The following is a 20,447-nucleotide window of genomic DNA, read 5'->3' as shown; positions in this document are numbered from 1 at the left end:
TAGTAGAATGCCGATAACTGGGTGTATATACAGTATTTTGATTCGAATTAATTGAAAGTCGGATGTTTAATGCATAAATATGCAAATTAGCATTTGCCAACCTCAGAAACTCCCGTCACTATCCGCGTTATGCAAAAACGCAACGTTTCTATCGTCTTAAGAGAACTGCTGGATCGCGACCGGATCTCCCCCACGGAGCTCCATCGGCGCACTGGCGTGCCTCAATCCACACTGTCCCGGATCCTCAGCGGCAAGATCGTTGATCCGTCGGATAAACACATCTCGCGCATCGCCGAGTATTTTCGCGTAAGTACTGATTACCTGCGCGGGCGCGCAGCAGTGGGCGTTGTGCGCGACGATGGGCGCGACCCGATGCATTCGGAACTCAAGGACATAAGCCTGTGGGACGACGACACCCCCGTTAATGATGACGAGGTGTCGATCCCCTTTCTGCGCGAGGTTGAATTGGCTGCTGGATCAGGAAGATTCGTCATCGAGGAAAGCGAGAAGGCCAGCCTGCGGTTCGGCAAGCGCAGCCTGCGGCATAATGGTGTGCAGTTCGACCAGGCCAAATGCGTGACGGTACGTGGCAACAGTATGTTGCCGGTATTGCGCGACGGCGCCACGGTAGGGGTGAATGCCGGCAAGAGCGGCATTGGCGATATCGTGGATGGCGACCTGTATGCCATCAATCACAACGGCCAGTTGCGGGTTAAACAGCTCTACCGCCTGCCTTCCGGTATTCGCCTGCGCAGCTTCAACCGTGATGAACACCCCGATGAGGACTACAGCTTCCAGGATATCCAGGACGAGCAGATCAGCATCCTCGGTCATGTTTTCTGGTGGGGCATGTACGCCCGCTAACCTCCACGCGTAAGAAGAAACCCGCTCATGTGCGGGTTTTTTTTCGTCCATAGAAAACCGGCAAAGCCCAAGCCCGCCAGGCTTCCAATGCATCCGTGCATTCCTATAGCAAAAATAAATGCATTTGTGCATTGACTGTATATGCATACATGCATATTCTTAATCTCAAGCCAGCCAACAAGGCCTGGTGGAGGCGGCAAGGATGCTGCCAAGGAAGACAAGGAAGGCACGCAACATCGGCAAGGACGCCATCGAAGCGATGACAGGGATGCCAGGCAACACCGGCAAGGATGCCGACGCTCTTTAGTTTCAACGCTTCAACAACAGGCAGCGATGAACCGGCCTTAACGGTTCAGAGGGTTGGCAACTGACCCGGGTGTGCAGCGTAAAGCACCAAAAGCAGTTATCCGGCAGACAGGGATCGTGGTCGGAAAAACATCGAGGAAAGGACCGTACCGCGCCAGTAGCGCCGAAAGTCCGAGGACATCATTACTGAAAAGCCCGGGCGACCGGGCTTTTTGGAATGCCTACCTACTCAAGCATTTGTAAATGAAATACGGACTATTTATTGCTCAGCCAGGAGGCGTGACATGACAAGTGAACAGCAAGCGTTAGCGGAGATGCCTATCTGGCTGGTCATCGTACTGGCAGTGATCGGCGGTGTATCCGGCGAGATGTGGCGGGCCGACAAGGAGGGCGCCCGCGGTTGGTCGTTGATCCGCCGCCTGGCCCTGCGTTCCGGGGCGTGCATGGTTTGCGGGGTTTCGGCTTTGATGCTGTGCTACGCCGCCGGCATGTCGATCTGGACCGCCGGCGCCATTGGTTGCCTGACCGCCATGGCCGGTGCCGACGTGGCTATCGGCCTTTACGAGCGGTGGGCGGCCAAGCGCATCGGGATCAACCAAGGCTCCCGCCAGGACCCGCAGTAATTGTTGCAAGGACGCTACTAAAATGACGCTTATCGAAAAGCCATCGCAACTGCCCCAGGCCATTGGCGCGGCGCTGCATGCAGCCCTCCCGGGCCTCAAGGTGGGGAGCCACCAGGATTTCCAGGGCGACGCTGAAAAAAACGGCGTAATGGTTACGGTCGAAGGTAATGGCCCTGGCATTCGCTCTCGCGAGGGGCGCAAAGCCCACGTCTTGGCCATTTCACTCAGGGCCATGGTTGCTCCCGGTGCATTGGCGTTCGATGCCTGCGACCTGGCCAGCCAACTGATGGACCTGGTGCTGGATAACCGATGGGACCTGCCCCCGGCACAGTGCGATTTGCCAGCGAATATCGTCGCTGCGCCCGCTTTGCGCACTTCCGTAGAAACGGACTACGACACCTGGACGGTTTCCTTCACGCAAACCCTCTATCTGGGGCCGACGCTACTCGACGATCCCACAGGCCAACCGCTATTTGCCTGCACCTGGGACGTCTCCAACATCGACGACCCGGCCCAATACAAGCCACTGGCGGAGTAGCCCATGTTCGACGCGCTGTTACGCATGCAATTGGGACCGATCGTCGAACGCCTGTCCGAGATGGAGTCCCAGCTCGAGGACCTCTACCGCCGCGCCGAGAGCTTCTGCCGGATCGGCATCTGCCAGCAGGTCGACGCGGCCAGCAACACCTGCAAGGTCAGCCATGGTGACTTGCTCACCCCGGCGATCCGTTTTTTCAACCCCAGCGCCGGTGCGCAAACCGAAACCCGTATCCCCACGGTGGGTGAACAATGCCTGCTGCTCAACTACGGCGGGGGCGAGGGCGGTGTGCAATCCGTGGCTCTGTTCGGCCTTAACAGTGATCGCTTTCCGCCGGTTTCCAGCGTTGCGACGCTGACCCGGCGTCGACACCAGGACGGCACCCAAAGCGACTACGACGATGCCAGCCATACCTTCAACTGGGTCAACGGCCCAACCACCGTCAGCGGCTCCCGTGAACAGGTCGACATTAAAGTCGGCGCTGCCAGCCTGACCATGAATGCCCAGAGCATCACCCTGCAAATCGGCGGTACCAGCCTGTTGCTGGATGCCGGCGGCGCGCACTTCAGCGGCCCGGTGGTGGACCATCAAGGACGCGTCATCAGCCCCCGATAAGGACACCCTATGCTCGGAATCGATAGGAACACCGGGGCAGCCGTCGATGACTGGCTGCAATTTGTGCAGCGCGCCACCCGAGCGCTGACCACTCCCATTGGAACGCGGCAAAAACGCCCGCTGTACGGCTCGCTGATCCCGCAGTTGCTCGGCCAGAACCTCGGTGACGACCTCTTGATCCTCGCCCAAAGCCACGCCGCCCAAGCGTTCTACAACATCCATAACGGCATTGGTGACTTTGACCCTCAGGTCATCGTCGCCACTCGCCAAGACGCCGGCCTGCTGTTGCGGTTTGCCGGCACCTGGAAAAACCGCCAACAATCCTTCGAGGTCGTGACATGAGCATGCTGATCCCCGGCCAGAACCAACTGGCGGAACCGGCCATCATTAAGGTCGATGAGTTCGAACCGTTGCTGGCCGAACTCAAAGCGTTTGTCATCGACTATGTCGCCACCCGTGCGCCGCAAAGCGCGGCCAAACTTCAGGTCAGCCTCGACAACGAAAGCGAACTGCTGACCCTGGCCCTGGAAGCCTTTTGCGTGCGCCTGCAAACCCACGAACGCAAATACAACGCCCGCATCAAACAGATGCTGGCGTGGTGGGCCACCGGTAGCAACCTGGATGCGCGCCTGGCCGATATGGGCCTGGAACGCCAAGTGCTCGACCCCGGCGACCCGGCCGCGTTCCCGCCGGTGCCGCCCACCTTGGAAAGCGACGACGACGCCCGCCTGCGTTACTACCTGGCACCCCACGCTCCAGCAGCAGGCTCGCGGATGCAGTATCGCCGTGAAGTATTCACCCTTGGCGAGCGTCCAGTGGTGAAAGTACAGAGCGCGACGCCGGGGGTGGTCACGGTCACCTACACCTTCGACCCGGACGGCTATGCGGTCCAGATCAAGGACGGCAACGCCCGACGCACCGCACCGGGGGAAGTCATGGTCACCGTGCTTTCCAGGGAGGGGGACGGCACGCCATCTGCCGACTTGCTTGACGGTGTACGTCGACATTTCGCACGGCCGGATGTACGGCCCGAAACCGATCTTGTCAGCGTCCAGGGCGCACAGATTCAGCCCTACAAAATTCGCGTGGTGGCCAAGATCAACGCCGGCCCGGACTCGGGGCTGACCCAAGTGGCGGCGCAGAAACTGCTGCAAGATTACGCAGAGTCCTGCCACCGCCTGGAAGGGCGGGTGGACCCCAGCTGGATCGACTACGCCATCCACAGTGCCGGCGCTGCGCAACTGCAAATCCTCGAACCGCTGGCGCCGATTGTCAGCACCGCGTTCCAGGCCCCGCATTGCACGGGCGTCGAGGTGGAGGTGCGCACGCTATGAGTGAACCCAAAGCGAGTTTGCTGCCCGCCAACAGCTCACCGCTGGAAAAGGCGTTGGACCTGGGCTTCGGCACATTGCTTGAGCGCGTCACCCCGCCGTTTCCGGCACTGATGAACCCGCTGCACACCCCCAGCGAATTTCTGCCTTACCTGGCCGCAGACCGTGGCGTGAGCGAGTGGGATGCCGAGGCCAGCGAGGCGGAGAAACGCCTGACCGTGGCCTTGTCCTGGCAGATCCAGCGCCAGGCCGGCACACCCAAGGCGCTGAGTCATGCGGTGGAGTCATTGGGCTTCACGCCCAATATCAGCGCCTGGTACCAGCAACGTCCGCTGGGCGTGCCTTACACCTTCGACGTGCAGGCGATCATCGGGCGCAGTTGGTCCAGCGGCGACCACAACCGGCTGATCCGGCGTATCAACGCAGCGAAAAGTGAACGCGACCAGGCGACGATTACCATCGTGCATGAAACCGAAGGCCAGCTCGCGCTCACGCAAGTGCTCGACGCCCCTTTAAGCGACGGCGAGTTCTACCTGAACGGCGCGTTGCCGGACTTGGCGCTGGTTGCCCGGCTAAACAGTGCCGGGGTTGCCCAGCACTACACCATTAACGATTACGACCTCAGGGCGCAGCCATGACAGATGAAATCACGCGCCTGGTGCGCTTCACCTCCAAAGGTTTGGATGAAGTGCTGCAGGCAAAGAACCAGGGCCTCAAAGGCGAAATCACCCACATTGGCGCCGGCACCGGCCGCTACAACCCCAACGGCACGGAAGTGGCCTTGCGTGACGAGCGCCAACGGGTGGCCATCGTCGATTACGAAGACCTGGGCGAGCGCCAACTCAGGATGGCCGCGCTGTTCGATGGCGACGGTGAGTATGAGATTGGCGAGTTCGGTTTTTACCTCGCCAGTGGGACCTTGCTGGCGGTGTATTCCGTGGCGGGGAAGTTGCTGACGTATAAAGCGGCGGCGGCGCGGGTGCTGCAGAAGTTTACGCTGGATGTTTCGCCGTTGCCGGCGGATAGCGTGACAGTGGTTGTAGGGTCGGAAAATTTCAATATTCTTATTGCTGAAGAGCTCGCATCAGTGGCGACTGCCAATATAGATAATATGGCCCGTCATCTTGGTGTGCTGTTTCGCGTTATGGATATTGAATTGAAATAGTTTTTTTATTGCTAAAGGGGTAGGTTGCCTAGATGTGAATCGTGGTTGAGTGACCTAAAGATAATTTAAAGGAGTAATTGCTTTGAGTACGGAAACGCAAATTGCTAGTTTGGTTCAGGCCTCTAATAATCTGACAAGTGCTGTAACTGGGAAAATAGGTGCCATCGATGCACGGATGGATCAAGCGCGTGCGGAGTTTGATCAGTTTCGTGCCCTGAAGGACGTTGTGGGTGAGGTAGGTCAGCCTGGAACACTGTTGATGAGTGTCTTTCAAGGACTTATATGGGGAACAGGGGCTCCTTACGACGTTGGCGCGACAGGTGGCTTGGTCGCTACGGATCTTGGATCTTCGTTGAATGTATATGCCCATTTTAAGTTGCCGTTTTCTATTAATACGGATGACCAGATGTTTTGGCTAAATATACGTGGATATAGCTATGGCAGTTCTTTGGTTTTGGACGAGACGTTCGCGGGCTATGTTTATTCGCCACAGCGAGCAGTCATTAATCAATCATGCTTCGGGAAGTTTGAGCCGGCCATGTATGCTGATGCTGCAGGTAATGCTGTTTGTAGAGTCAAGATTCCCAATGTGTATGTAACGTCACTACGGATTGATACGATGCAAGTTGGCCGCTATCGGCCGATTAAACTTGGGGACATAAAGTCGAAGCTTTCTCTTTCACCAACGGTGGTTTTTTAAATGAACGAAATTTCTATGGAGGGCGTTCCGTCCCTTATTCCCAGCAAGGAAGGTCTGGAGCTTTTGGAGTGGTCTTCTATTCGCGTTCGTCGTGATCGGCTGTTGCGCGAGACCGATCATAGTCAAGTCCAGGACAGTCCGCTGAATGACGCCCAGCGAGCCCAAGCTGCGGCATACCGCAAATTGCTGCGGAATGTCCCTCAGGATGTCGGAGACCCCTTCGCAGTTGAATGGCCAGAAAAGCCAGACTTTCTTAAATAATCAACTTGGCCGCGAAAGCGGTTTTTTTTCGCCTCCCCAAAGCCCCTCCCCGCAGGGGCTTTTTGCATTTCCCACCCGGAGATTTCCACCCATGCCCACCCGCCAAACCTACACCGTCCTCATCCCATTCCCCATCGGCAACGGCCATTGGTCTACCGCCGGTGAGGAGCTGGAACTGCTCGACGTCGAAGCATCCGCCCTGCGCACCGCTGGCCGTCTGGAACTGACCAGCGTCCTCAACTCCACCCCCAAGAAGGCTGAATAACCATGGCAGAAGTCCTGAACTTCGAGCACAACGGCATCACTGTGAATGCCACTGAATCCCCCGAGGCCATGGGTGGCCTTGGCGATAACGTCATTGGCCTGGTCGGCACTGCGCCGAATGCCCATGCGTCGATCCCGAAAAACGCGCCGTTTCGCATCAACAGCTTCACCGCCCAGGCGCTGCTGGACCCTACCGGCACTGAGTCGGGCACCTTGTTCCAGGCGGTGTACCAGATCCTCAAAGTGGTGAAGGTGCCGGTCTATGTGGTCATCGTCGAAGAAGGCGCTACCCCGGCCGATACGATCAATAATGTGATCGGCGGCAACGACCCGGTCACCGGTCGAAAACTGGGCCTGGCGGCCCTGAGCAGCGTGCCTGAAGACCTGACCATCATCGGCGCTCCAGGCTTTACCGGCACCAAGGCTGTGGCTGGTGAGTTCGCCTCTTTCGGCAAGCGCATCAAGGCCCGTGTGGTACTGGATGGCAAGGACGCGTCCGTTGCCGACCAAGTGACCTACAGCGGCGAACTGGGCGGGGCCGACCTGGGCTTCGACCGTTGCCTGCTGGTGCACAACATGCCGTCGGTGTACTCCAAGGCCGCGAAGAAGAACGTGTTCCTGTCGCCATCCTCGCTGGCCATCGCCGCATTGGCCAAGGTCAAGCAGTGGGAAAGCCCAGGTAACCAGGTGACCTTCGCCGAGGACGTTTCCCGCGTGGTCGAGTACAACATCCTCGACACCTCCACCGAAGGCGACCTGCTCAACCGCTACGGCGTGAGCTACTACGCTCGCACCATCCTCGGCGGCTTCTCGCTGCTGGGTAACCGCTCCATCACCGGCAAGTTCATCAGCTACGTCGGCCTGGAAGATGCCATCAGCCGCAAGCTGGTCAAGGCCGGCCAGAAAGCCATGGCCAAGAACCTCACCAAGTCCTTCATGGACCAGGAGGTCAAGCGCATCAACGACTGGCTGCAAACCCTGGTGGCCGACGAAACCATTCCCGGCGGCAGCGTGTACCTGCACCCGGAGCTGAACAGCGTCGAGAAGTACAAAAACGGCACCTGGTTCATCGTCATCGACTACGGCCGCTACGCGCCGAACGAACACATGGTTTATCAACTCAACGCCCGCGATGAAATCATCGAGCAGTTCCTGGAGGACGTTCTCTAATGTTTACCAACCGAGTCAGACAGGCCATTGCGGCCACCCTTCAAGGCCTGCCGTTGTCCGCAACCGTGGAAGAGTTCACCCCGCCGAAGATCGAGTTCGACATGGAGCCCATGTCCGGCGGGCGCTTTATTGCCGAGGAAATGGCCAAGAGCGGCAAGGTGCTCAATGCCAAGCTGGTGCTGCAAGGTGCCGGCCCGGAAATCATGCTGGCCCTGGGCGTGCGCACGGGCGACGACATCTTGCTGAACGTGCGTGAAGCCGGCCAAGACCAGGACGGCAAGACCTACTTCACCTACCACACCGTGGGCGGCAAGCTCAAATCCCTGGAGGAGGCGAAGCTGAAAATGGGCGACAAGGCCACCACCACGCTGGAGCTGTCCTGCCGTACCTACAACCGTCTGGAAAATGGCATTTCGGTGATCGACATCGATGTGCGCACCCAGAAGTTCGTGCTCAACGGCGTCGACATTCTTGGCGATGCCCGCCGCGCCGTGCTGATGCCTTAAGGGCCGGCGCAATCTGAAGCGAGCACGGTCAAGGTGGGAGCTGGCTTGCCTGCGGTGCAGGCGACTCGGTATCCCTGGTGTATCGAGTGGATGCCATCGCAGGCAAGCCAGCTCCCACAGGGGCCATGCTCAGGTTTAGATTTTTCGCACTTTTCAATACCGTTCAACAAGGAATTGCCCCATGGCCTGGATGCCACCGTTGCACATCCTGCTGTCCCCGATCACCGCCGACACCGGTGCAATGATCGAGCAGGTTCAACTCAAACCGTTGTTCTACGCCGCGCAAAAAGACGCGCTGGCCCGGGCCGGTGATGACGAGGACGACCAGTTCTTCGAACTGGCGAAACTCGCCACCGGCCTGTCGGAAAAAGAACTCGACCAACTCAAACGCCCGGACTACGTGAGCATTGCGCAGTACGTACACGAAATGTCGACGCGCCCGGCCTCGTTCTTCCTGAACGAACAGGACGTGACGACCCACGACCAGCCTGTCCACCTGCTATTACCCCTGGAAGCCGCCGGCCGTACCCTGACCGAACTGCCCCTGGAAATGCCCGCCCTGCGCGCTACCAAGGTGATGAAAAAGCTAGCCACTAACAAAGAGCGTGCCGAGTTCATCACCGCCCATTGCACCGGCCTGATGATTCCCGATCTTGCCGGCCTGACCGTGCCCGACTGGACCGAGCTGCAGGAGCGCATCGACGATTTTTTAAACAAACCGGCGGACTTCTTTCGGAGCGCGACATCGAAGTGATCCTCGATGTAGTGCCGCTGGTTTACTCGGTAAACGAAGCGGAAATCCTCGATTGGGAAGCCGGCAAAGCATTGCGCCGCTACGACATCGCGATCAGTCGTCTTGGCGTCAAACAGGAGTAGAGCGCAATGGCAGATAGTAATCATGGAGCAGGGTCAGCCATTGCCAAGGACGGCGTGATGACTCAGGGCGCACTTCAGATGACAGGAATGCAGGCCAGTCTCAAACCTATCACCCAAGCGCTGCCGAGCCCGCTTGAGGGGGCCCCGGGGAGTGCGGCGAGTTTGGCCCTGGCATTGGCCGATGCCAGCTTGCAGATCAAGCATCTGGCGGACGGGCAGGTCCGGTTGGTCGATACGCTGGAGCTGTTCAACGTCTCGTTGCTCAAGGTGATGGACGCCCGGCAAGCTCAAACTGCCGGGAACGCAGAGGGTACGAAGACCGTCGCGCCTACAGACAAGCGCACACCCTCGCAGGCGCTGGACGCCGCGATGACCGATATTGACCAACTGTTGATGTTTGCCCGACATGAGCGCAAGGCATTGCGTGAAGCCAACCTTGCCATGGCGTCCGAGCCGGTGGTGGCTGCCAGTGGTGCCAGTGCCGTCGACCTCGCAAAGGTCGAGTATGCCGCCGCCCGTTCCGGTATCGGCAGTGATCGCAAGGACGCTTCGGGCAATATCGACCCCGTTGGGCGCCGGGCAGACCTGCAGCAGTTCGCTCGCGACGCTGCGATCCTGGCGACGGCGTTCAAGATCGACGTCAAAAATGCCGGCGAAATCATGGGCGGCTGGCGCGAGTCAATGCACCTTGATCGCGCACAAGCCTTGGACCTTGCCGACGCAACAAACGTGCTGGGCACCCAGGTATCGCTCAAGGCCGAATCGGCGGATATCGGCGCTGTTGTGCAACTCCAGGGCGCTGCCGCGAAGGCTGCGGGCATGAGTCCCGAACAGGCTGCAGCGCTTTCGGCGGCGTTATTGAGCGCAGGTAACAGCAAGGTTGTTGCTGGTGCCGGGCTGGAAAAAATCAGCGCCGTCCTGGCTAAAGGCGACAACGCCTCTGCAGGGCAACGCAGTGCCTGGGCAGAGCTCAAGCTTGATCCAAAAGTACTCGCGGCGGGCATGAAACAGGACGCCCCACAGGCCGTGCTTACGGTGCTGGAGGCGCTCAAGTCGCAACCTGCCGAAAGGCAGGCGGTGCTGGCGACGCAGTTGTTCGACGGCAACCAGACGATTCTGAGCCTGGTACCGGTGATCGACAGCGTGAAACAGGCCTTTTCGCTGGTCGCAGAAAAATCCACCTACGCCACTTCGACGCTGGGCGACCAAGGTTCGGTGCTGCGTTCGGCCGAGGTTCGTGCGGACTCTACTTACGCACGTCGGCAAGCCTACGAGGCCAGTACCACGCGCTTGAGCACTGCCTCTGATACAGCGCTGGCCCCCGTTGTGGATGCCAAGCTGACCGCCATGAACGGCCTGGTCAGTGGCGTGGCTTGGCTCGCGGAGGGCCTGCCCAAGGCTGCCGCTGCCGTCACGCTGGCGGGGGCGGTGCTGATCCCGGTGGTTTCCGGTGTTTTCGGTGCCGTGAAGGACAAGATTTTCGAAAAGGTCGCAGGGAAAGTGCTCGGAGAGGGGCCGGCAGCCGGGAATAAAACCACACCGCCGGACAGCCAGCGCAAAGCCCCGAGTAATGACGGGCACAACGGTAATCGCCCGTCTGCTTCCGGCCCTGGCATCTCTGGCAAAGCGGCGAAGGTGAGCAAGCTGGCCAAAGGGGTCCCCCTGGGTTTGGTGGTGGCCCAGGCCGGTGTCGAGATGACGCAAGGCGCGATGACCGGAAACCTGGGTCAAGCGGTTGGCACTAGCGTGGGCTCCATCGGCGGCGGTGTTGCCGGCGGTGTCGTCGGTGATGTGGCCGGGATGGCGATAGGCCGAGCGGTCGGCACGCTGGCGGGAGCTGTTATCGGTTCGGTTGTTCCGGGTGCCGGCACAGTGTTGGGCGGTGTGATGGGCGGCGTCGCCGGGGGCGCAATCGGTAAGGTAGTCGGTGGCGCCGTGGGCACTTTCGTGGGCAGTGACGTCGGTGCGTGGCTGGCTGAAAAAGTGATGGGGACGGGCGATCGCCTGCCATCCCCCACGGAGGTCAGCAAAAACCTCAACGCCCCTCAGGCCGACAACCGCCAAATCAACTTCGCCCCGCAAATCACCATCACCGCGCCTGAGCAAGCCAGCCATCAACAACTGGCGGCGCTCGTGGTGCAACAGATCGAAGCGCAATTTACCCCGCTGTCGATGGACAACCTGCTGGCGACCCGACGCGGCGCAGCACTCACCGATGGAGCTGTGTGATGCGACAACAGATGGTCTTGGGTACTTTTATTTTCGGGCTGTCCCGTGGGTTCGCCTACGACACGCTTGATCGTGGTAGCAGCGGGGGCTGGGTCAGTCTCGACATCATTGCCGGCAAACCTAAATCCAGCCAGGTCGGCCAGGGGCTCGAAACGCTGGCATTGGGCGGCAAGGCTGCGCGTGCCAATGGCATGGCGCGCCTGGATGAGTTGCGCACCCTGCAGGCCCTGCGGGCGCCGTTGCCTTTGGTGGACGGGTTAGGGCGTAACTGGGGGCTATGGACCATCCAGTCGATCAGTGAAAAACAAGCCAGCGTGATCGACGACGGGACGGCCATGGTGATCAATTGGACATTGTTACTGGAGGAGTTCGTCAATGCGTAGGGTTCGAAGTATTGCCGGCGACTCGGTGAACCTGTTGCTCTACCGTGAACTGGGGCGCAGTGATGATGCCGCAGAAGAAGCGTTGTGGCGCTTGAACCCGGAGTTGGCCGAACAGGGCGCGGTACTGCCGGCGGGCGTCAGCGTGCTGGTGCCCGAATTGGACGCGCAACCAGTTGCGAGCCGGCCGGTTTCCGCCTGGGATTAAGGAGCCATCATGGCACTCGGATTTACACCTGTAGTGGAGCTATACGGAGCCAATGCCGCGTTATTCAACGAGAGGCTCTTGGAGTGGGAGCATACCGACGCAGCGGGGTTTGTATCTGATCAACTGAAGTTGACCCTCGATATCGAGGGGCTTGAAGGGCTGCCCGATCTGGGCGGCAAAATTGGCCTGCGTATTGGCTACCTGGAATCGGGCCTGGTGGATAAGGGCGTGTTCAAGATCACCCAGCGCACGCCGTCGATGTTCCCATTGCGACTGGTGCTGGTGGCCACGGCGGCACCGTTCGACGAGCACGAATTCAAACAGCGCCGCACCGCCAGCCATGGGCCGATAACCCTGGGTGCGCTGTTTCGCCAACTGACCACCCAATATGGTTTTTCACCGCGTGTGGCGCCTGAACTCGACGGTGAGCCGATCGCGCACATCGATCAGACCAATGAAAGCGACATGGCCTTTCTGACGCGCCTGGCCAAGCGCTTCGATGCGGTGGCCAAGCCTGTCGATGAGCTGTATGTACTGGGGCGCAAAGGCCAGATCAAGACGCTGTCGGGCAAGGCATTGCCGGATGTACGGTTGTCGATTACCCATGACAATCGTCCAGGTGACCGCGCGTTCATCAGCGCCAGTTTCACCGAAACCAGCCGTGCCAAATACAACGGCGCGCAAACGTCATGGTGGGACGCGGCAGCCGGAAAACAGCGTGTCGTCAAGGTGGGCATCGCACCCTTCAAAGTGGTGACACAGCGATACCAGAGCGAGGACGAAGCACGCTCGGCGGCGCAGGGAGAGATGCGGCGGGTGGGGCGCGAAGGGTTGCAGATCGATGTGGTCTGCCCGGGTAATCCTTCGCTGGCTGCTGAAGGCCTGTTGCTGCTGGATGAGTCGTGGCCGAGGTTCATGCAAGGGCGCTGGTCGATTAAAACGGTGAAATCCAGGGGCGAGCGAAAAGGTGGCTATCGGAGTACGGTCCAGGCCAGCGGTTTGTCGGTGTAGATCCTTCCTTAGAGTAAAACCCATGGTAATCACACATGCTCAGCTTCTGGGTGTAATGCCTGGAGCCCGCCTTCGCGCGGGCATTTTTTTAACCTTTCTAAATGCGGCCTTTGCGGGGCATCAGATCAATACGGCCCGTCGCGTCGCCGCCTTCCTCGCCCAAATCGGTCACGAGTCTGCCCAGTTACAGTACGTGCGCGAATTGGGTAGCGATCAATACCTGAGCAAGTACGACACCGGCAGCCTGGCCGCGCGGCTGGGCAACACCCCTGAGGCCGATGGTGATGGGCAAATGTATCGGGGCAGGGGGCTGATCCAGATCACCGGGCGCCGTAATTACATGGCGTGCAGCCAAGCTCTGTTTGGTGACGATCGTCTGCTGCGACACCCAAAATTGCTGGAGCAGCCACAGTGGGCCTGCGAATCCGCCGCCTGGTTCTGGCAAAGCAACGGCCTCAATGAGCTCGCCGACAAAGACCAGTTCACCACCATCACTCGCCGTATCAATGGTGGGCTCAACGGTCTGGACGATCGTTTGCGGTTGTGGGTGCGAGCGAAGGCGGTGCTATGCGTTTCCTAGGTGCGTTTCGCTTGGTCGGTGTGTGCCTGCTCATGGCGCTTGTTTGGCAGGTGCAGGCGTGGCGATACGGGGCGCAGCTGGAGCTGCAATCGGTCCGACATACACAGGCGCTCAGCCAACAAAGCCAGGCAATTCTTCAGCAACAACAGGCTGAACAGGCCAAACGCCTGGCCCTTGAACAGCAAATCTCTACTAGCGATCACCAACACATTCAGGAATTGAACGATGCCCTGCGTAATCAAGCGGCTCTGCGCGATCGCCTGGCCACTGCTGATGTGCGGCTGTCAGTCCTTCTCGCCACCGTCACCACTGGCTGCACAGTGCCTGCCGCCCCCAGCCCCGGCGGCGTGGTTCATGCAACCTCGCGAGCCCGACTTGACCCGGCGCATGCTCAGCGAATTATCCGCATCACCGACGACGGCGATAACGCCCTGATCGCCTTGCGTGCTTGCCAGGCCTACGTGCAGGCCGTCGCGCATTAGCGTCTTGATGCACTCTGTACCTTGCATGGTCGATGGGCTCCTGTAGGGTAGGCAAACCCCCGCCCATTCCTGGAGACGACCGTGAAGGAAATCACTCAACTGGCTGCCGAACTGGGTCGCCGTTTGCAGGTGCTCAGTGCCCACGTCACCACTGCCGAGTCCTGTACCGGCGGCGGCATCGCCGAAGCCATCACGCGGATCCCGGGCAGTTCGGCCTGGTTCGAGGCGGGCTATGTCACTTATTCCAACCGACAGAAGACCCGGCAGTTGAATGTACCGGAAAAACTGTTCGCCAAAGTCGGGGCCGTCAGCCAGGAAGTGGTGGAGGCGATGGCCCGCGGCGCGCAGGAAAAAAGCCTGGCGCGGTTTGCCGTGGCGGTCAGCGGTGTTGCCGGCCCCGATGGCGGTTCGCCGGACAAGCCGGTGGGCACCGTTTGGCTGGCTTTTGCCGTGGGCGAAGAGGTGACGGCTGAGCTTGCGCACTTCACCGGCAACCGCGACGAGGTCCGCCGACAAACGGTAAAAGCCGCGCTGGAGGGCTTGTTGCGACGAGCTGCAGCAGAAATAGACAATCAGGGGTAGGCGATCTTGGATCTTTGTGGAACAATACTGTCTACTTATACAGGTGTTGGCCGTCAGGCCTTATTGATTACGTGAGGACTTTAATGGACGACAACAAGAAGAAAGCCTTGGCTGCGGCCCTGGGTCAGATCGAACGTCAATTCGGCAAGGGTGCCGTAATGCGTATGGGCGATCACGACCGTCAGGCGATCCCGGCTATTTCCACTGGCTCTCTGGGTCTGGACATCGCGCTCGGCATTGGCGGCCTGCCAAAAGGCCGTATCGTTGAAATCTACGGTCCTGAATCTTCCGGTAAAACCACCCTGACCCTGTCGGTGATTGCCCAGGCGCAGAAAATGGGCGCCACCTGTGCGTTCGTCGACGCCGAGCACGCCCTGGATCCTGAATACGCCGGCAAGCTGGGCGTCAACGTTGATGACCTGCTGGTTTCCCAGCCGGACACCGGCGAGCAAGCCCTGGAAATCACCGACATGCTGGTGCGCTCCAACGCCATCGACGTGATCGTGGTCGACTCCGTGGCTGCCCTGGTACCCAAGGCTGAAATCGAAGGCGAAATGGGCGACATGCACGTGGGCCTGCAAGCCCGCCTGATGTCCCAGGCGCTGCGTAAAATCACCGGTAACATCAAGAACGCCAACTGCCTGGTGATCTTCATCAACCAGATCCGTATGAAGATCGGCGTGATGTTCGGTAGCCCGGAAACCACCACCGGTGGTAACGCGCTGAAGTTCTACGCTTCGGTCCGTCTGGATATCCGCCGTACTGGCGCGGTGAAGGAAGGTGACGAGGTTGTTGGTAGCGAAACCCGCGTCAAGGTCGTGAAGAACAAAGTGGCCCCGCCATTCCGTCAGGCTGAGTTCCAGATTCTCTACGGTAAGGGTATCTACCTGAACGGCGAGATGATCGACCTGGGCGTACTGCACGGTTTCGTCGAGAAGTCCGGTGCCTGGTATGCCTACAACGGCAGCAAGATCGGTCAGGGCAAGGCCAACTCGGCCAAGTTCCTGGCAGACAATCCGGATATCGCTGCCACGCTTGAGAAGCAGATCCGCGACAAGCTGCTGACCGCAGCGCCGGACGTGAAGGCGGCTGCCAACCGCGAGCCGGTAGATGAAATGGAAGAAGCCGATACTGACGTCTGAAGCAAACGATGACTGTTGTACTGGATACACTCGTCGCCGTTCGGCGCACTGCAATGGACCTGCTCGCTCGCCGCGAGCATGGTCGAGTCGAGCTGACACGTAAGTTGCGTCAGCGCGGCGCAGAGACTGAGATGATCGAAACAGTCCTCGACCGGTTGACGGAAGAAGGGCTGTTGTCGGAAGCCCGTTACCTTGAAAGCTTTGTGTCTTACCGCGCACGTTCCGGTTACGGCCCTGCGCGGATTCGCGAGGAGTTAAGCCAGCGCGGACTGCAACGTGCCGATATTGACCTTGCGCTACGTGAGTGCGGTATCAGTTGGCAGTCGCAGTTGGAGGAAACCTGGCGTCGCAAGTTTGCTGGGCATCTTCCTATTGATGCCAAGGAGCGTGCGAAGCAAGGTCGCTTCTTGAGTTATCGCGGGTTTTCGATGGACATGATCAGCCGCTTATTGAGCGGTCGGGATATGGACGACTGAGCAAAAAAAAAAGGCCCACTATGAAAATAGTGGGCCTTTTTTTTTGCCTGCAAAAAATTACGCTGTTTCTGGTGTCATCCGTTGCTGTGCCTTGCCCTGGGCCTGTGCCCAGTTCTCCGGCAGGTTGATGTAATCCACCAACTCCCGCAATCGCCCCTGATCGCGACCGTTGAAATTGAACACCAAACGCGTCAAATGGCTGAACCTCGGTTCGTCATGGTCTTCGCCCGTATAGGCGAGTTGCTGGAATTCGCCACTGAGCCGCAGGCTGGCAAACGCTTGCTGCATATGGGCGAGGGCGCGCTCACTCAGGGGATGATTCATGCGCACTACAAACTCACGCTTAAGCCAGCGCGTGGAGTGGAAGTTGGCGTAGAACTGGTTGATTTCGTCTACGGCCTCTTCGGCGCTGTAGACCAGGCGGACCAGTTTGAGGTCGGTGGGCAGGATATAGCGATTGGCTTCCAGCTGGCTGCGGATGAAATCCAGGGCGCCTTGCCAGAATCCACCGCCCGGCGCATCCAGTAGCACTACCGGCACCAGCGGGCTCTTGCCGGTCTGGATCAGGGTCAGCACTTCCAATGCCTCGTCGAGGGTGCCGAAGCCGCCAGGGCACAACACCAGCGCGTCGGCTTCTTTGACGAAGAACAGCTTACGGGTAAAGAAGAAGTGGAATGACAGCAGGTTGTCGGTGCCATCAATGGTTGGGTTGGCATGCTGTTCAAAGGGCAGGGTGATATTGAACCCCAGGCTGTGCTCCAGGCCCGCGCCTTCGTGGGCTGCGGCCATGATCCCGCCACCGCCACCGGTGATGACCATCAGGTCGGAACGTGCCAACGTCGCACCCACCTCTCGGGCCAGCGCATACAGCGGGCTTTCCACTGGCGTACGCGCCGAGCCGAATACCGTGACTTTGCGCCGGCCCTTGAATTGTTCGAGCACCCGAAAGGCATGGTCCAGTTCACGGATGGCACGCAGGGTGATCTTGGCGTTCCAGCGATCACGGTCGTCTTGGGCCATGCGCAGGACGGTGAGGATCATGTCTCGATAAAGAGGGATATTCGGGCTGTTGGGGGCGATCAACTGAATTTGTGCGTCGACCTGCTGAGTGAGGTCGGTCCCGTTTTCTTCAAAATGACGAAGCAGCAAATCATTCGATTCATAAGGCATTCAATTTCTCCTTCTTTACAGGGCCTGGGTAGTCGACGAGAACGTCGCCTGGGCCACGACACTGCTTGTGTCGCGGCATGCCGCAAGAGGGCAGGCCTTTTTTTGCCCTGAAAATATGACAGAACAGCATTAAAAACTGTGGTGGGCGGGCATCTGGGATGAACTGATCATGGGCCGAAAAACCCTTGGCTGGCAACCGCTTATTGGGGGTTCATTACGCAGTTTAGTCGTTGGTGGCAAACGCAGAGGAAGCGTGCGCGCCGCTGGGAAGCAGCGCGGGAGGGTCAAGCAGAGGTTACTTTTTCTTTTTCGCCGGAGCCGGGCAATCGGCCTCTGCGAACTTGACGGAAGCCACCGGGCGATTGGTCTTGTTCTCGGTAATTTCGTAGCGCATCACTGCGCCCTTGGCCATCAGCTCGCGGTAGCCCGGGTTGGTGCACACACTGCGGCCCAGCTGGAAATACACAGCCTTGGGGTTGGCGCGCATCTGTTCGGCACGGTCAGGCAGCACGCTGAGGTGATCGATCAGTTGCATCCCTTCAACGGTGTAGGCGACTTCCAGGGTTTTTTCATCGATTTCCCGGGGCAGGTCCTTGTTGCTTTCGGCCGCGACGCTTTGCAGCTTCTTGTTCATTTGAGCCTCCAGCAGCGAGGCCGCGTGGGCGCCCATAGGCAAGACCAGCGCAAGGGCGACGGATGGGGCAACAAGGCGCAGCATGGAACGCAGCATGAAACTCTCCTGATTCGGTTACTGGTGCATAGACCAGCCACTGGGCTGTGCGTTCAGTGGCGCGCAATTATAGGTGAGCCCTTGCCACTACAGCCAGGCGTATCGCTGGTAAACTGCTGGACTTCTGTTTTTCACGAGTTTGTTCCGTGTCGATTTCTTCTACTTCGCCGCGTGCCCGATGAGTCACGCCGTCTCCCGCTTGCGTACCCAGCGTCTGGCGCGTGCCGTCAGGCCGTTTCTCAATCGGGGTTCCCGTGCTGAGCGCTGTCCCGGCTGCCGGGTCATTCCTGAGTACTGCCTGTGTGCCTGGCGGCCTCAGGTAGGAGCCAAGTCCGCCATGTGCCTGTTGATGCATGACGTAGAACCGATGAAACCCAGCAACACGGGTTGGCTGATCGCCGATGTCATACACGACACCACGGCATTCGCCTGGTCGCGTACCGAAGTCGACCCCGAGTTGCTCAGGTTGCTGGCCGACCCGCAGTGGCAACTGTACATCGTATTTCCCGGTGAATTCGTTGCGCCGCAACGGGTGGTCAGTGAAGTGCGCGTGGAGGAGGGCAAGCGCCCACTGTTCATCCTGTTGGACGGCACCTGGAGCGAAGCGCGCAAGATGTTTCGCAAAAGTCCCTATCTGGAACATTTACCGGTGCTGAGCCTGGCGCCTGAGCAGCTGTCGCGTTACAAACTACGGCGCTCCAAGCGCGATGACCATTTCTGCACCGCCGAGGTGGCGGCGCTGTGCCTGGAGCTGGCCGATGACCTGGTCGCCAGCGAAGTGCTGGATGCCTACCTCGATGTGTTCAGCACCCATTACCTGGCTGCCAAGTTCCAACTGCCACTGGATGCGGCAGACACCGTGCATACGCGCCTTGCACCCTACATCCCGGCGGGATAACCAGACGACGTTTGCATGATGGCACTGTAAGCCCGCAACCCGCTAAAATCCCCACGGGCGTAGTGCTTGACCCTCCAGGCTACGCTGGGCATGCTGTGCGCCGATTGGGCGCAACCGTGAATTATCGACGTCGTTTCATGTGTTTTTGACGTTGAGCGGGCCCTGTGGCGATCGCTGCCCGGCCGTCGCCTCGTGTATTGGTGAACCCTGAACCCATCAGGGCTCCCATAAAAAACAGGATCATTTAACCAATGGCCACATACGAAATCCTGATTGCCGATGACCACCCGCTGTTTCGCAGCGCACTGCATCAGGCCGTAACCCTGGGCCTTGGCCCCGATGTACGTTTGGTCGAAGTAGCCAGCATTGCCGAACTGGAAGCCCGCCTGACTGAAAAATCCGACTGGGACCTGGTGTTGCTCGACCTGAACATGCCGGGCGCCTACGGTTTTTCCGGGCTGGTGCTGCTGCGTGGCCAATACCCGCAGATCCCCGTGGTGATGGTGTCGGCCCAGGAAGAAGCCGACGTGGTGGTGCGCTCCAAGGAGTTTGGCGCCAGCGGTTTCATTCCCAAGTCCAGCGCAATGGAAGATATCCAGAAAGCCGTGCGCACGGTGTTGGACGGCGATGTGTCCTGGCCACCCCAGGCGTTTGAAGAAATCAATGTGTCCGATGAAGCCAAGGCCGCCCGCGATGGCCTGGCCAGCTTGACGCCCCAGCAGTTCCGGGTGTTGACCATGGTTTGCGAAGGTTTGTTGAACAAGCAGATTGCCTACGAATTGAGTGTGTCGGAAGCGACCATCAAGGCCCACGTTACGGCGATTTTCCGTAAGTTGGGCGTGCGTACGCGCACTCAGGCGGCGTTGCTTTTGCAGCAACTTGAGTCTATCTCGCAACATTAAGTTACAGCCGCTTCACGCTTTTTTGACTTTGCGTGATCTAGCTTCCCCACTTCTTTGGTTCAGTTGCCTACATCTATGTCGCCTTTCAAGGGTCAAACCGGTATCAAACGTATCTTCAACGCAGGGGGCTATTCCCTGGATGGCCTGCGTGCGGCTTTCACTGGCGAGGCGGCATTCCGCCAGTTGGTGTTGCTGAACGTCATCCTGATCCCCTTGAGCTTTTTCCTGCAGGTCAGCCGGGTTGAACGGGCGCTGCTGATTGCAGTGTGTTTGTTGGCGCTGATCGTCGAATTGCTCAACTCAGCGGTAGAAGCGGCCATTGACCGTATTTCCCTGGACCGCCACCCGCTGTCAAAAAACGCCAAGGACATGGGCAGCGCCGCGCAATTCGTGGCACTGACCATGATCACCCTGGTATGGGCGGTGATCCTGATCTGA

29 protein-coding genes are annotated in these 20,447 nt (G+C 59.2%); 27 read left to right on the top strand and 2 right to left on the bottom strand.

Annotated features, from left to right (window positions below):
- The first annotated feature begins 120 nt into the window (after positions 1-120).
- The 24 genes from ACTJLA_RS07135 (at position 121) to recX (ending at position 16,309) form a co-directional block, all read left to right on the top strand.
- Complete coding sequence (locus ACTJLA_RS07135; protein ID WP_169918753.1) at positions 121-864, top strand: LexA family transcriptional regulator; 744 nt, start codon at positions 121-123, stop codon at positions 862-864.
- Positions 865-1,454: 590 nt separating this feature from the next.
- A complete protein-coding gene (locus tag ACTJLA_RS07130; protein ID WP_034126475.1) occupies positions 1,455-1,793 on the top strand; it encodes a phage holin family protein in 339 nt (112 codons plus the stop codon).
- Between the two features lie 22 nt (positions 1,794-1,815).
- Complete coding sequence (locus ACTJLA_RS07125) at positions 1,816-2,331, top strand: hypothetical protein (RefSeq protein ID WP_200582760.1); 516 nt, start codon at positions 1,816-1,818, stop codon at positions 2,329-2,331.
- 3 nt (positions 2,332-2,334) lie between these two features.
- A complete protein-coding gene (locus ACTJLA_RS07120) occupies positions 2,335-2,946 on the top strand; it encodes a phage baseplate assembly protein V (protein WP_314548027.1) in 612 nt (203 codons plus the stop codon).
- A gap of 9 nt (positions 2,947-2,955) precedes the next feature.
- Positions 2,956-3,288, top strand: a complete 333-nt coding sequence (locus tag ACTJLA_RS07115; RefSeq protein ID WP_060772877.1) for a hypothetical protein — start codon at positions 2,956-2,958, stop codon at positions 3,286-3,288.
- On the top strand, positions 3,285-4,280 hold the full coding sequence (locus tag ACTJLA_RS07110) for a baseplate J/gp47 family protein (protein WP_314548023.1): 996 nt from the start codon (positions 3,285-3,287) through the stop codon (positions 4,278-4,280). Before ACTJLA_RS07115 ends, ACTJLA_RS07110 begins: the two co-directional genes overlap by 4 nt.
- Positions 4,277-4,915: a phage tail protein I gene (locus ACTJLA_RS07105; protein ID WP_057976043.1), complete on the top strand. Its 639-nt coding sequence runs from the start codon at positions 4,277-4,279 to the stop codon at positions 4,913-4,915. The genes ACTJLA_RS07110 and ACTJLA_RS07105 overlap by 4 nt, the downstream gene beginning before the upstream one ends.
- A complete protein-coding gene (locus ACTJLA_RS07100) occupies positions 4,912-5,442 on the top strand; it encodes a hypothetical protein (RefSeq protein WP_314548020.1) in 531 nt (176 codons plus the stop codon). Before ACTJLA_RS07105 ends, ACTJLA_RS07100 begins: the two co-directional genes overlap by 4 nt.
- Positions 5,443-5,524: 82 nt before the next feature.
- Positions 5,525-6,142 (top strand): hypothetical protein, encoded by a 618-nt coding sequence (locus tag ACTJLA_RS07095; protein ID WP_057976039.1) that lies wholly within the window; start codon positions 5,525-5,527, stop codon positions 6,140-6,142.
- Positions 6,143-6,403, top strand: a complete 261-nt coding sequence (locus ACTJLA_RS07090; protein ID WP_082423392.1) for a phage tail assembly chaperone — start codon at positions 6,143-6,145, stop codon at positions 6,401-6,403. It abuts the gene before it with no gap.
- A 91-nt stretch (positions 6,404-6,494) separates the two neighbouring features.
- Positions 6,495-6,668, top strand: a complete 174-nt coding sequence (locus ACTJLA_RS07085; protein ID WP_003189022.1) for a hypothetical protein — start codon at positions 6,495-6,497, stop codon at positions 6,666-6,668.
- A 2-nt stretch (positions 6,669-6,670) separates the two neighbouring features.
- Positions 6,671-7,837 (top strand): tail protein, encoded by a 1,167-nt coding sequence (locus ACTJLA_RS07080; RefSeq protein WP_014717166.1) that lies wholly within the window; start codon positions 6,671-6,673, stop codon positions 7,835-7,837.
- Positions 7,837-8,343 carry a phage major tail tube protein gene (locus tag ACTJLA_RS07075; protein WP_054897092.1) on the top strand — a complete coding sequence of 169 codons (507 nt, stop codon included), beginning with the start codon at positions 7,837-7,839 and terminating at the stop codon, positions 8,341-8,343. Before ACTJLA_RS07080 ends, ACTJLA_RS07075 begins: the two co-directional genes overlap by 1 nt.
- A gap of 181 nt (positions 8,344-8,524) precedes the next feature.
- Complete coding sequence (locus ACTJLA_RS07070; protein ID WP_054897093.1) at positions 8,525-9,097, top strand: phage tail assembly protein; 573 nt, start codon at positions 8,525-8,527, stop codon at positions 9,095-9,097.
- A complete protein-coding gene (locus tag ACTJLA_RS07065; RefSeq protein ID WP_014717169.1) occupies positions 9,094-9,219 on the top strand; it encodes a hypothetical protein in 126 nt (41 codons plus the stop codon). The genes ACTJLA_RS07070 and ACTJLA_RS07065 overlap by 4 nt, the downstream gene beginning before the upstream one ends.
- A 6-nt stretch (positions 9,220-9,225) precedes the next feature.
- Entirely contained in the window at positions 9,226-11,448 is a 2,223-nt protein-coding gene (locus tag ACTJLA_RS07060; RefSeq protein ID WP_314548010.1) for a phage tail tape measure protein, read from the top strand.
- Positions 11,448-11,831 (top strand): phage tail protein, encoded by a 384-nt coding sequence (locus ACTJLA_RS07055; RefSeq protein WP_014717171.1) that lies wholly within the window; start codon positions 11,448-11,450, stop codon positions 11,829-11,831. Before ACTJLA_RS07060 ends, ACTJLA_RS07055 begins: the two co-directional genes overlap by 1 nt.
- On the top strand, positions 11,824-12,036 hold the full coding sequence (locus ACTJLA_RS07050; RefSeq protein ID WP_014717172.1) for a tail protein X: 213 nt from the start codon (positions 11,824-11,826) through the stop codon (positions 12,034-12,036). Before ACTJLA_RS07055 ends, ACTJLA_RS07050 begins: the two co-directional genes overlap by 8 nt.
- 9 nt (positions 12,037-12,045) lie before the next feature.
- Complete coding sequence (locus tag ACTJLA_RS07045; RefSeq protein WP_181123820.1) at positions 12,046-13,047, top strand: contractile injection system protein, VgrG/Pvc8 family; 1,002 nt, start codon at positions 12,046-12,048, stop codon at positions 13,045-13,047.
- A 22-nt stretch (positions 13,048-13,069) separates the two neighbouring features.
- On the top strand, positions 13,070-13,627 hold the full coding sequence (locus ACTJLA_RS07040) for a glycoside hydrolase family 19 protein (protein ID WP_197900806.1): 558 nt from the start codon (positions 13,070-13,072) through the stop codon (positions 13,625-13,627).
- A complete protein-coding gene (locus ACTJLA_RS07035; RefSeq protein ID WP_034126487.1) occupies positions 13,615-14,109 on the top strand; it encodes a lysis system i-spanin subunit Rz in 495 nt (164 codons plus the stop codon). Before ACTJLA_RS07040 ends, ACTJLA_RS07035 begins: the two co-directional genes overlap by 13 nt.
- Positions 14,110-14,190: 81 nt before the next feature.
- Complete coding sequence (locus tag ACTJLA_RS07030) at positions 14,191-14,691, top strand: CinA family protein (RefSeq protein ID WP_054897099.1); 501 nt, start codon at positions 14,191-14,193, stop codon at positions 14,689-14,691.
- 83 nt (positions 14,692-14,774) lie between these two features.
- Positions 14,775-15,833, top strand: a complete 1,059-nt coding sequence (gene recA / locus ACTJLA_RS07025; RefSeq protein WP_014717176.1) for a recombinase RecA — start codon at positions 14,775-14,777, stop codon at positions 15,831-15,833.
- A gap of 8 nt (positions 15,834-15,841) precedes the next feature.
- Positions 15,842-16,309: a recombination regulator RecX gene (gene recX / locus ACTJLA_RS07020; RefSeq protein ID WP_197900805.1), complete on the top strand. Its 468-nt coding sequence runs from the start codon at positions 15,842-15,844 to the stop codon at positions 16,307-16,309.
- Positions 16,310-16,366: 57 nt separating this feature from the next.
- On the opposite strand, the gene ACTJLA_RS07015 is transcribed toward recX, so the two are convergent.
- Positions 16,367-17,479 carry a TIGR00730 family Rossman fold protein gene (locus tag ACTJLA_RS07015; RefSeq protein ID WP_314547997.1) on the bottom strand — a complete coding sequence of 371 codons (1,113 nt, stop codon included), beginning with the start codon at positions 17,477-17,479 and terminating at the stop codon, positions 16,367-16,369.
- Between the two features lie 295 nt (positions 17,480-17,774).
- Entirely contained in the window at positions 17,775-18,209 is a 435-nt protein-coding gene (locus ACTJLA_RS07010; protein ID WP_034126491.1) for a PA3611 family quorum-sensing-regulated virulence factor, read from the bottom strand.
- A 178-nt stretch (positions 18,210-18,387) separates the two neighbouring features.
- Between ACTJLA_RS07010 and ACTJLA_RS07005 the strand changes: the two genes are divergently transcribed.
- From ACTJLA_RS07005 to ACTJLA_RS06995, 3 genes are all read left to right on the top strand, one after another.
- A complete protein-coding gene (locus tag ACTJLA_RS07005; RefSeq protein ID WP_440840891.1) occupies positions 18,388-19,107 on the top strand; it encodes a tRNA-uridine aminocarboxypropyltransferase in 720 nt (239 codons plus the stop codon).
- Between the two features lie 251 nt (positions 19,108-19,358).
- Positions 19,359-20,009 carry a response regulator transcription factor ErdR gene (gene erdR / locus ACTJLA_RS07000; protein WP_003189050.1) on the top strand — a complete coding sequence of 217 codons (651 nt, stop codon included), beginning with the start codon at positions 19,359-19,361 and terminating at the stop codon, positions 20,007-20,009.
- Between the two features lie 75 nt (positions 20,010-20,084).
- Positions 20,085-20,447, top strand: a complete 363-nt coding sequence (locus ACTJLA_RS06995) for a diacylglycerol kinase (RefSeq protein ID WP_003189051.1) — start codon at positions 20,085-20,087, stop codon at positions 20,445-20,447.

It is taken from the genome of Pseudomonas sp. 22072, from assembly GCF_052046095.1.
Classification (GTDB): domain Bacteria; phylum Pseudomonadota; class Gammaproteobacteria; order Pseudomonadales; family Pseudomonadaceae; genus Aquipseudomonas; species Aquipseudomonas paracarnis.
The sequence above is the reverse complement of the archived record's forward strand: the minus strand, read 5'-3'. Positions and strand labels throughout refer to the sequence as shown.

Coding starts and splice junctions, on each gene's coding strand:
- ACTJLA_RS07130 (WP_034126475.1), top strand. CDS start 1,455: ATGACAAGTGAACAGCAAGCGTTAGCGGAGATGCCTATCTGGCTGGTC.
- ACTJLA_RS07125 (WP_200582760.1), top strand. CDS start 1,816: ATGACGCTTATCGAAAAGCCATCGCAACTGCCCCAGGCCATTGGCGCG.
- ACTJLA_RS07120 (WP_314548027.1), top strand. CDS start 2,335: ATGTTCGACGCGCTGTTACGCATGCAATTGGGACCGATCGTCGAACGC.
- ACTJLA_RS07115 (WP_060772877.1), top strand. CDS start 2,956: ATGCTCGGAATCGATAGGAACACCGGGGCAGCCGTCGATGACTGGCTG.
- ACTJLA_RS07110 (WP_314548023.1), top strand. CDS start 3,285: ATGAGCATGCTGATCCCCGGCCAGAACCAACTGGCGGAACCGGCCATC.
- ACTJLA_RS07105 (WP_057976043.1), top strand. CDS start 4,277: ATGAGTGAACCCAAAGCGAGTTTGCTGCCCGCCAACAGCTCACCGCTG.
- ACTJLA_RS07100 (WP_314548020.1), top strand. CDS start 4,912: ATGACAGATGAAATCACGCGCCTGGTGCGCTTCACCTCCAAAGGTTTG.
- ACTJLA_RS07090 (WP_082423392.1), top strand. CDS start 6,143: ATGAACGAAATTTCTATGGAGGGCGTTCCGTCCCTTATTCCCAGCAAG.
- ACTJLA_RS07085 (WP_003189022.1), top strand. CDS start 6,495: ATGCCCACCCGCCAAACCTACACCGTCCTCATCCCATTCCCCATCGGC.
- ACTJLA_RS07080 (WP_014717166.1), top strand. CDS start 6,671: ATGGCAGAAGTCCTGAACTTCGAGCACAACGGCATCACTGTGAATGCC.
- ACTJLA_RS07075 (WP_054897092.1), top strand. CDS start 7,837: ATGTTTACCAACCGAGTCAGACAGGCCATTGCGGCCACCCTTCAAGGC.
- ACTJLA_RS07070 (WP_054897093.1), top strand. CDS start 8,525: ATGGCCTGGATGCCACCGTTGCACATCCTGCTGTCCCCGATCACCGCC.
- ACTJLA_RS07060 (WP_314548010.1), top strand. CDS start 9,226: ATGGCAGATAGTAATCATGGAGCAGGGTCAGCCATTGCCAAGGACGGC.
- ACTJLA_RS07055 (WP_014717171.1), top strand. CDS start 11,448: ATGCGACAACAGATGGTCTTGGGTACTTTTATTTTCGGGCTGTCCCGT.
- ACTJLA_RS07050 (WP_014717172.1), top strand. CDS start 11,824: ATGCGTAGGGTTCGAAGTATTGCCGGCGACTCGGTGAACCTGTTGCTC.
- ACTJLA_RS07045 (WP_181123820.1), top strand. CDS start 12,046: ATGGCACTCGGATTTACACCTGTAGTGGAGCTATACGGAGCCAATGCC.
- ACTJLA_RS07040 (WP_197900806.1), top strand. CDS start 13,070: ATGGTAATCACACATGCTCAGCTTCTGGGTGTAATGCCTGGAGCCCGC.
- ACTJLA_RS07035 (WP_034126487.1), top strand. CDS start 13,615: ATGCGTTTCCTAGGTGCGTTTCGCTTGGTCGGTGTGTGCCTGCTCATG.
- recA (WP_014717176.1), top strand. CDS start 14,775: ATGGACGACAACAAGAAGAAAGCCTTGGCTGCGGCCCTGGGTCAGATC.
- recX (WP_197900805.1), top strand. CDS start 15,842: ATGACTGTTGTACTGGATACACTCGTCGCCGTTCGGCGCACTGCAATG.
- ACTJLA_RS07015 (WP_314547997.1), bottom strand. CDS start 17,479: ATGCCTTATGAATCGAATGATTTGCTGCTTCGTCATTTTGAAGAAAAC.
- ACTJLA_RS07010 (WP_034126491.1), bottom strand. CDS start 18,209: ATGCTGCGTTCCATGCTGCGCCTTGTTGCCCCATCCGTCGCCCTTGCG.
- ACTJLA_RS07005 (WP_440840891.1), top strand. CDS start 18,388: ATGAGTCACGCCGTCTCCCGCTTGCGTACCCAGCGTCTGGCGCGTGCC.
- erdR (WP_003189050.1), top strand. CDS start 19,359: ATGGCCACATACGAAATCCTGATTGCCGATGACCACCCGCTGTTTCGC.
- ACTJLA_RS06995 (WP_003189051.1), top strand. CDS start 20,085: ATGTCGCCTTTCAAGGGTCAAACCGGTATCAAACGTATCTTCAACGCA.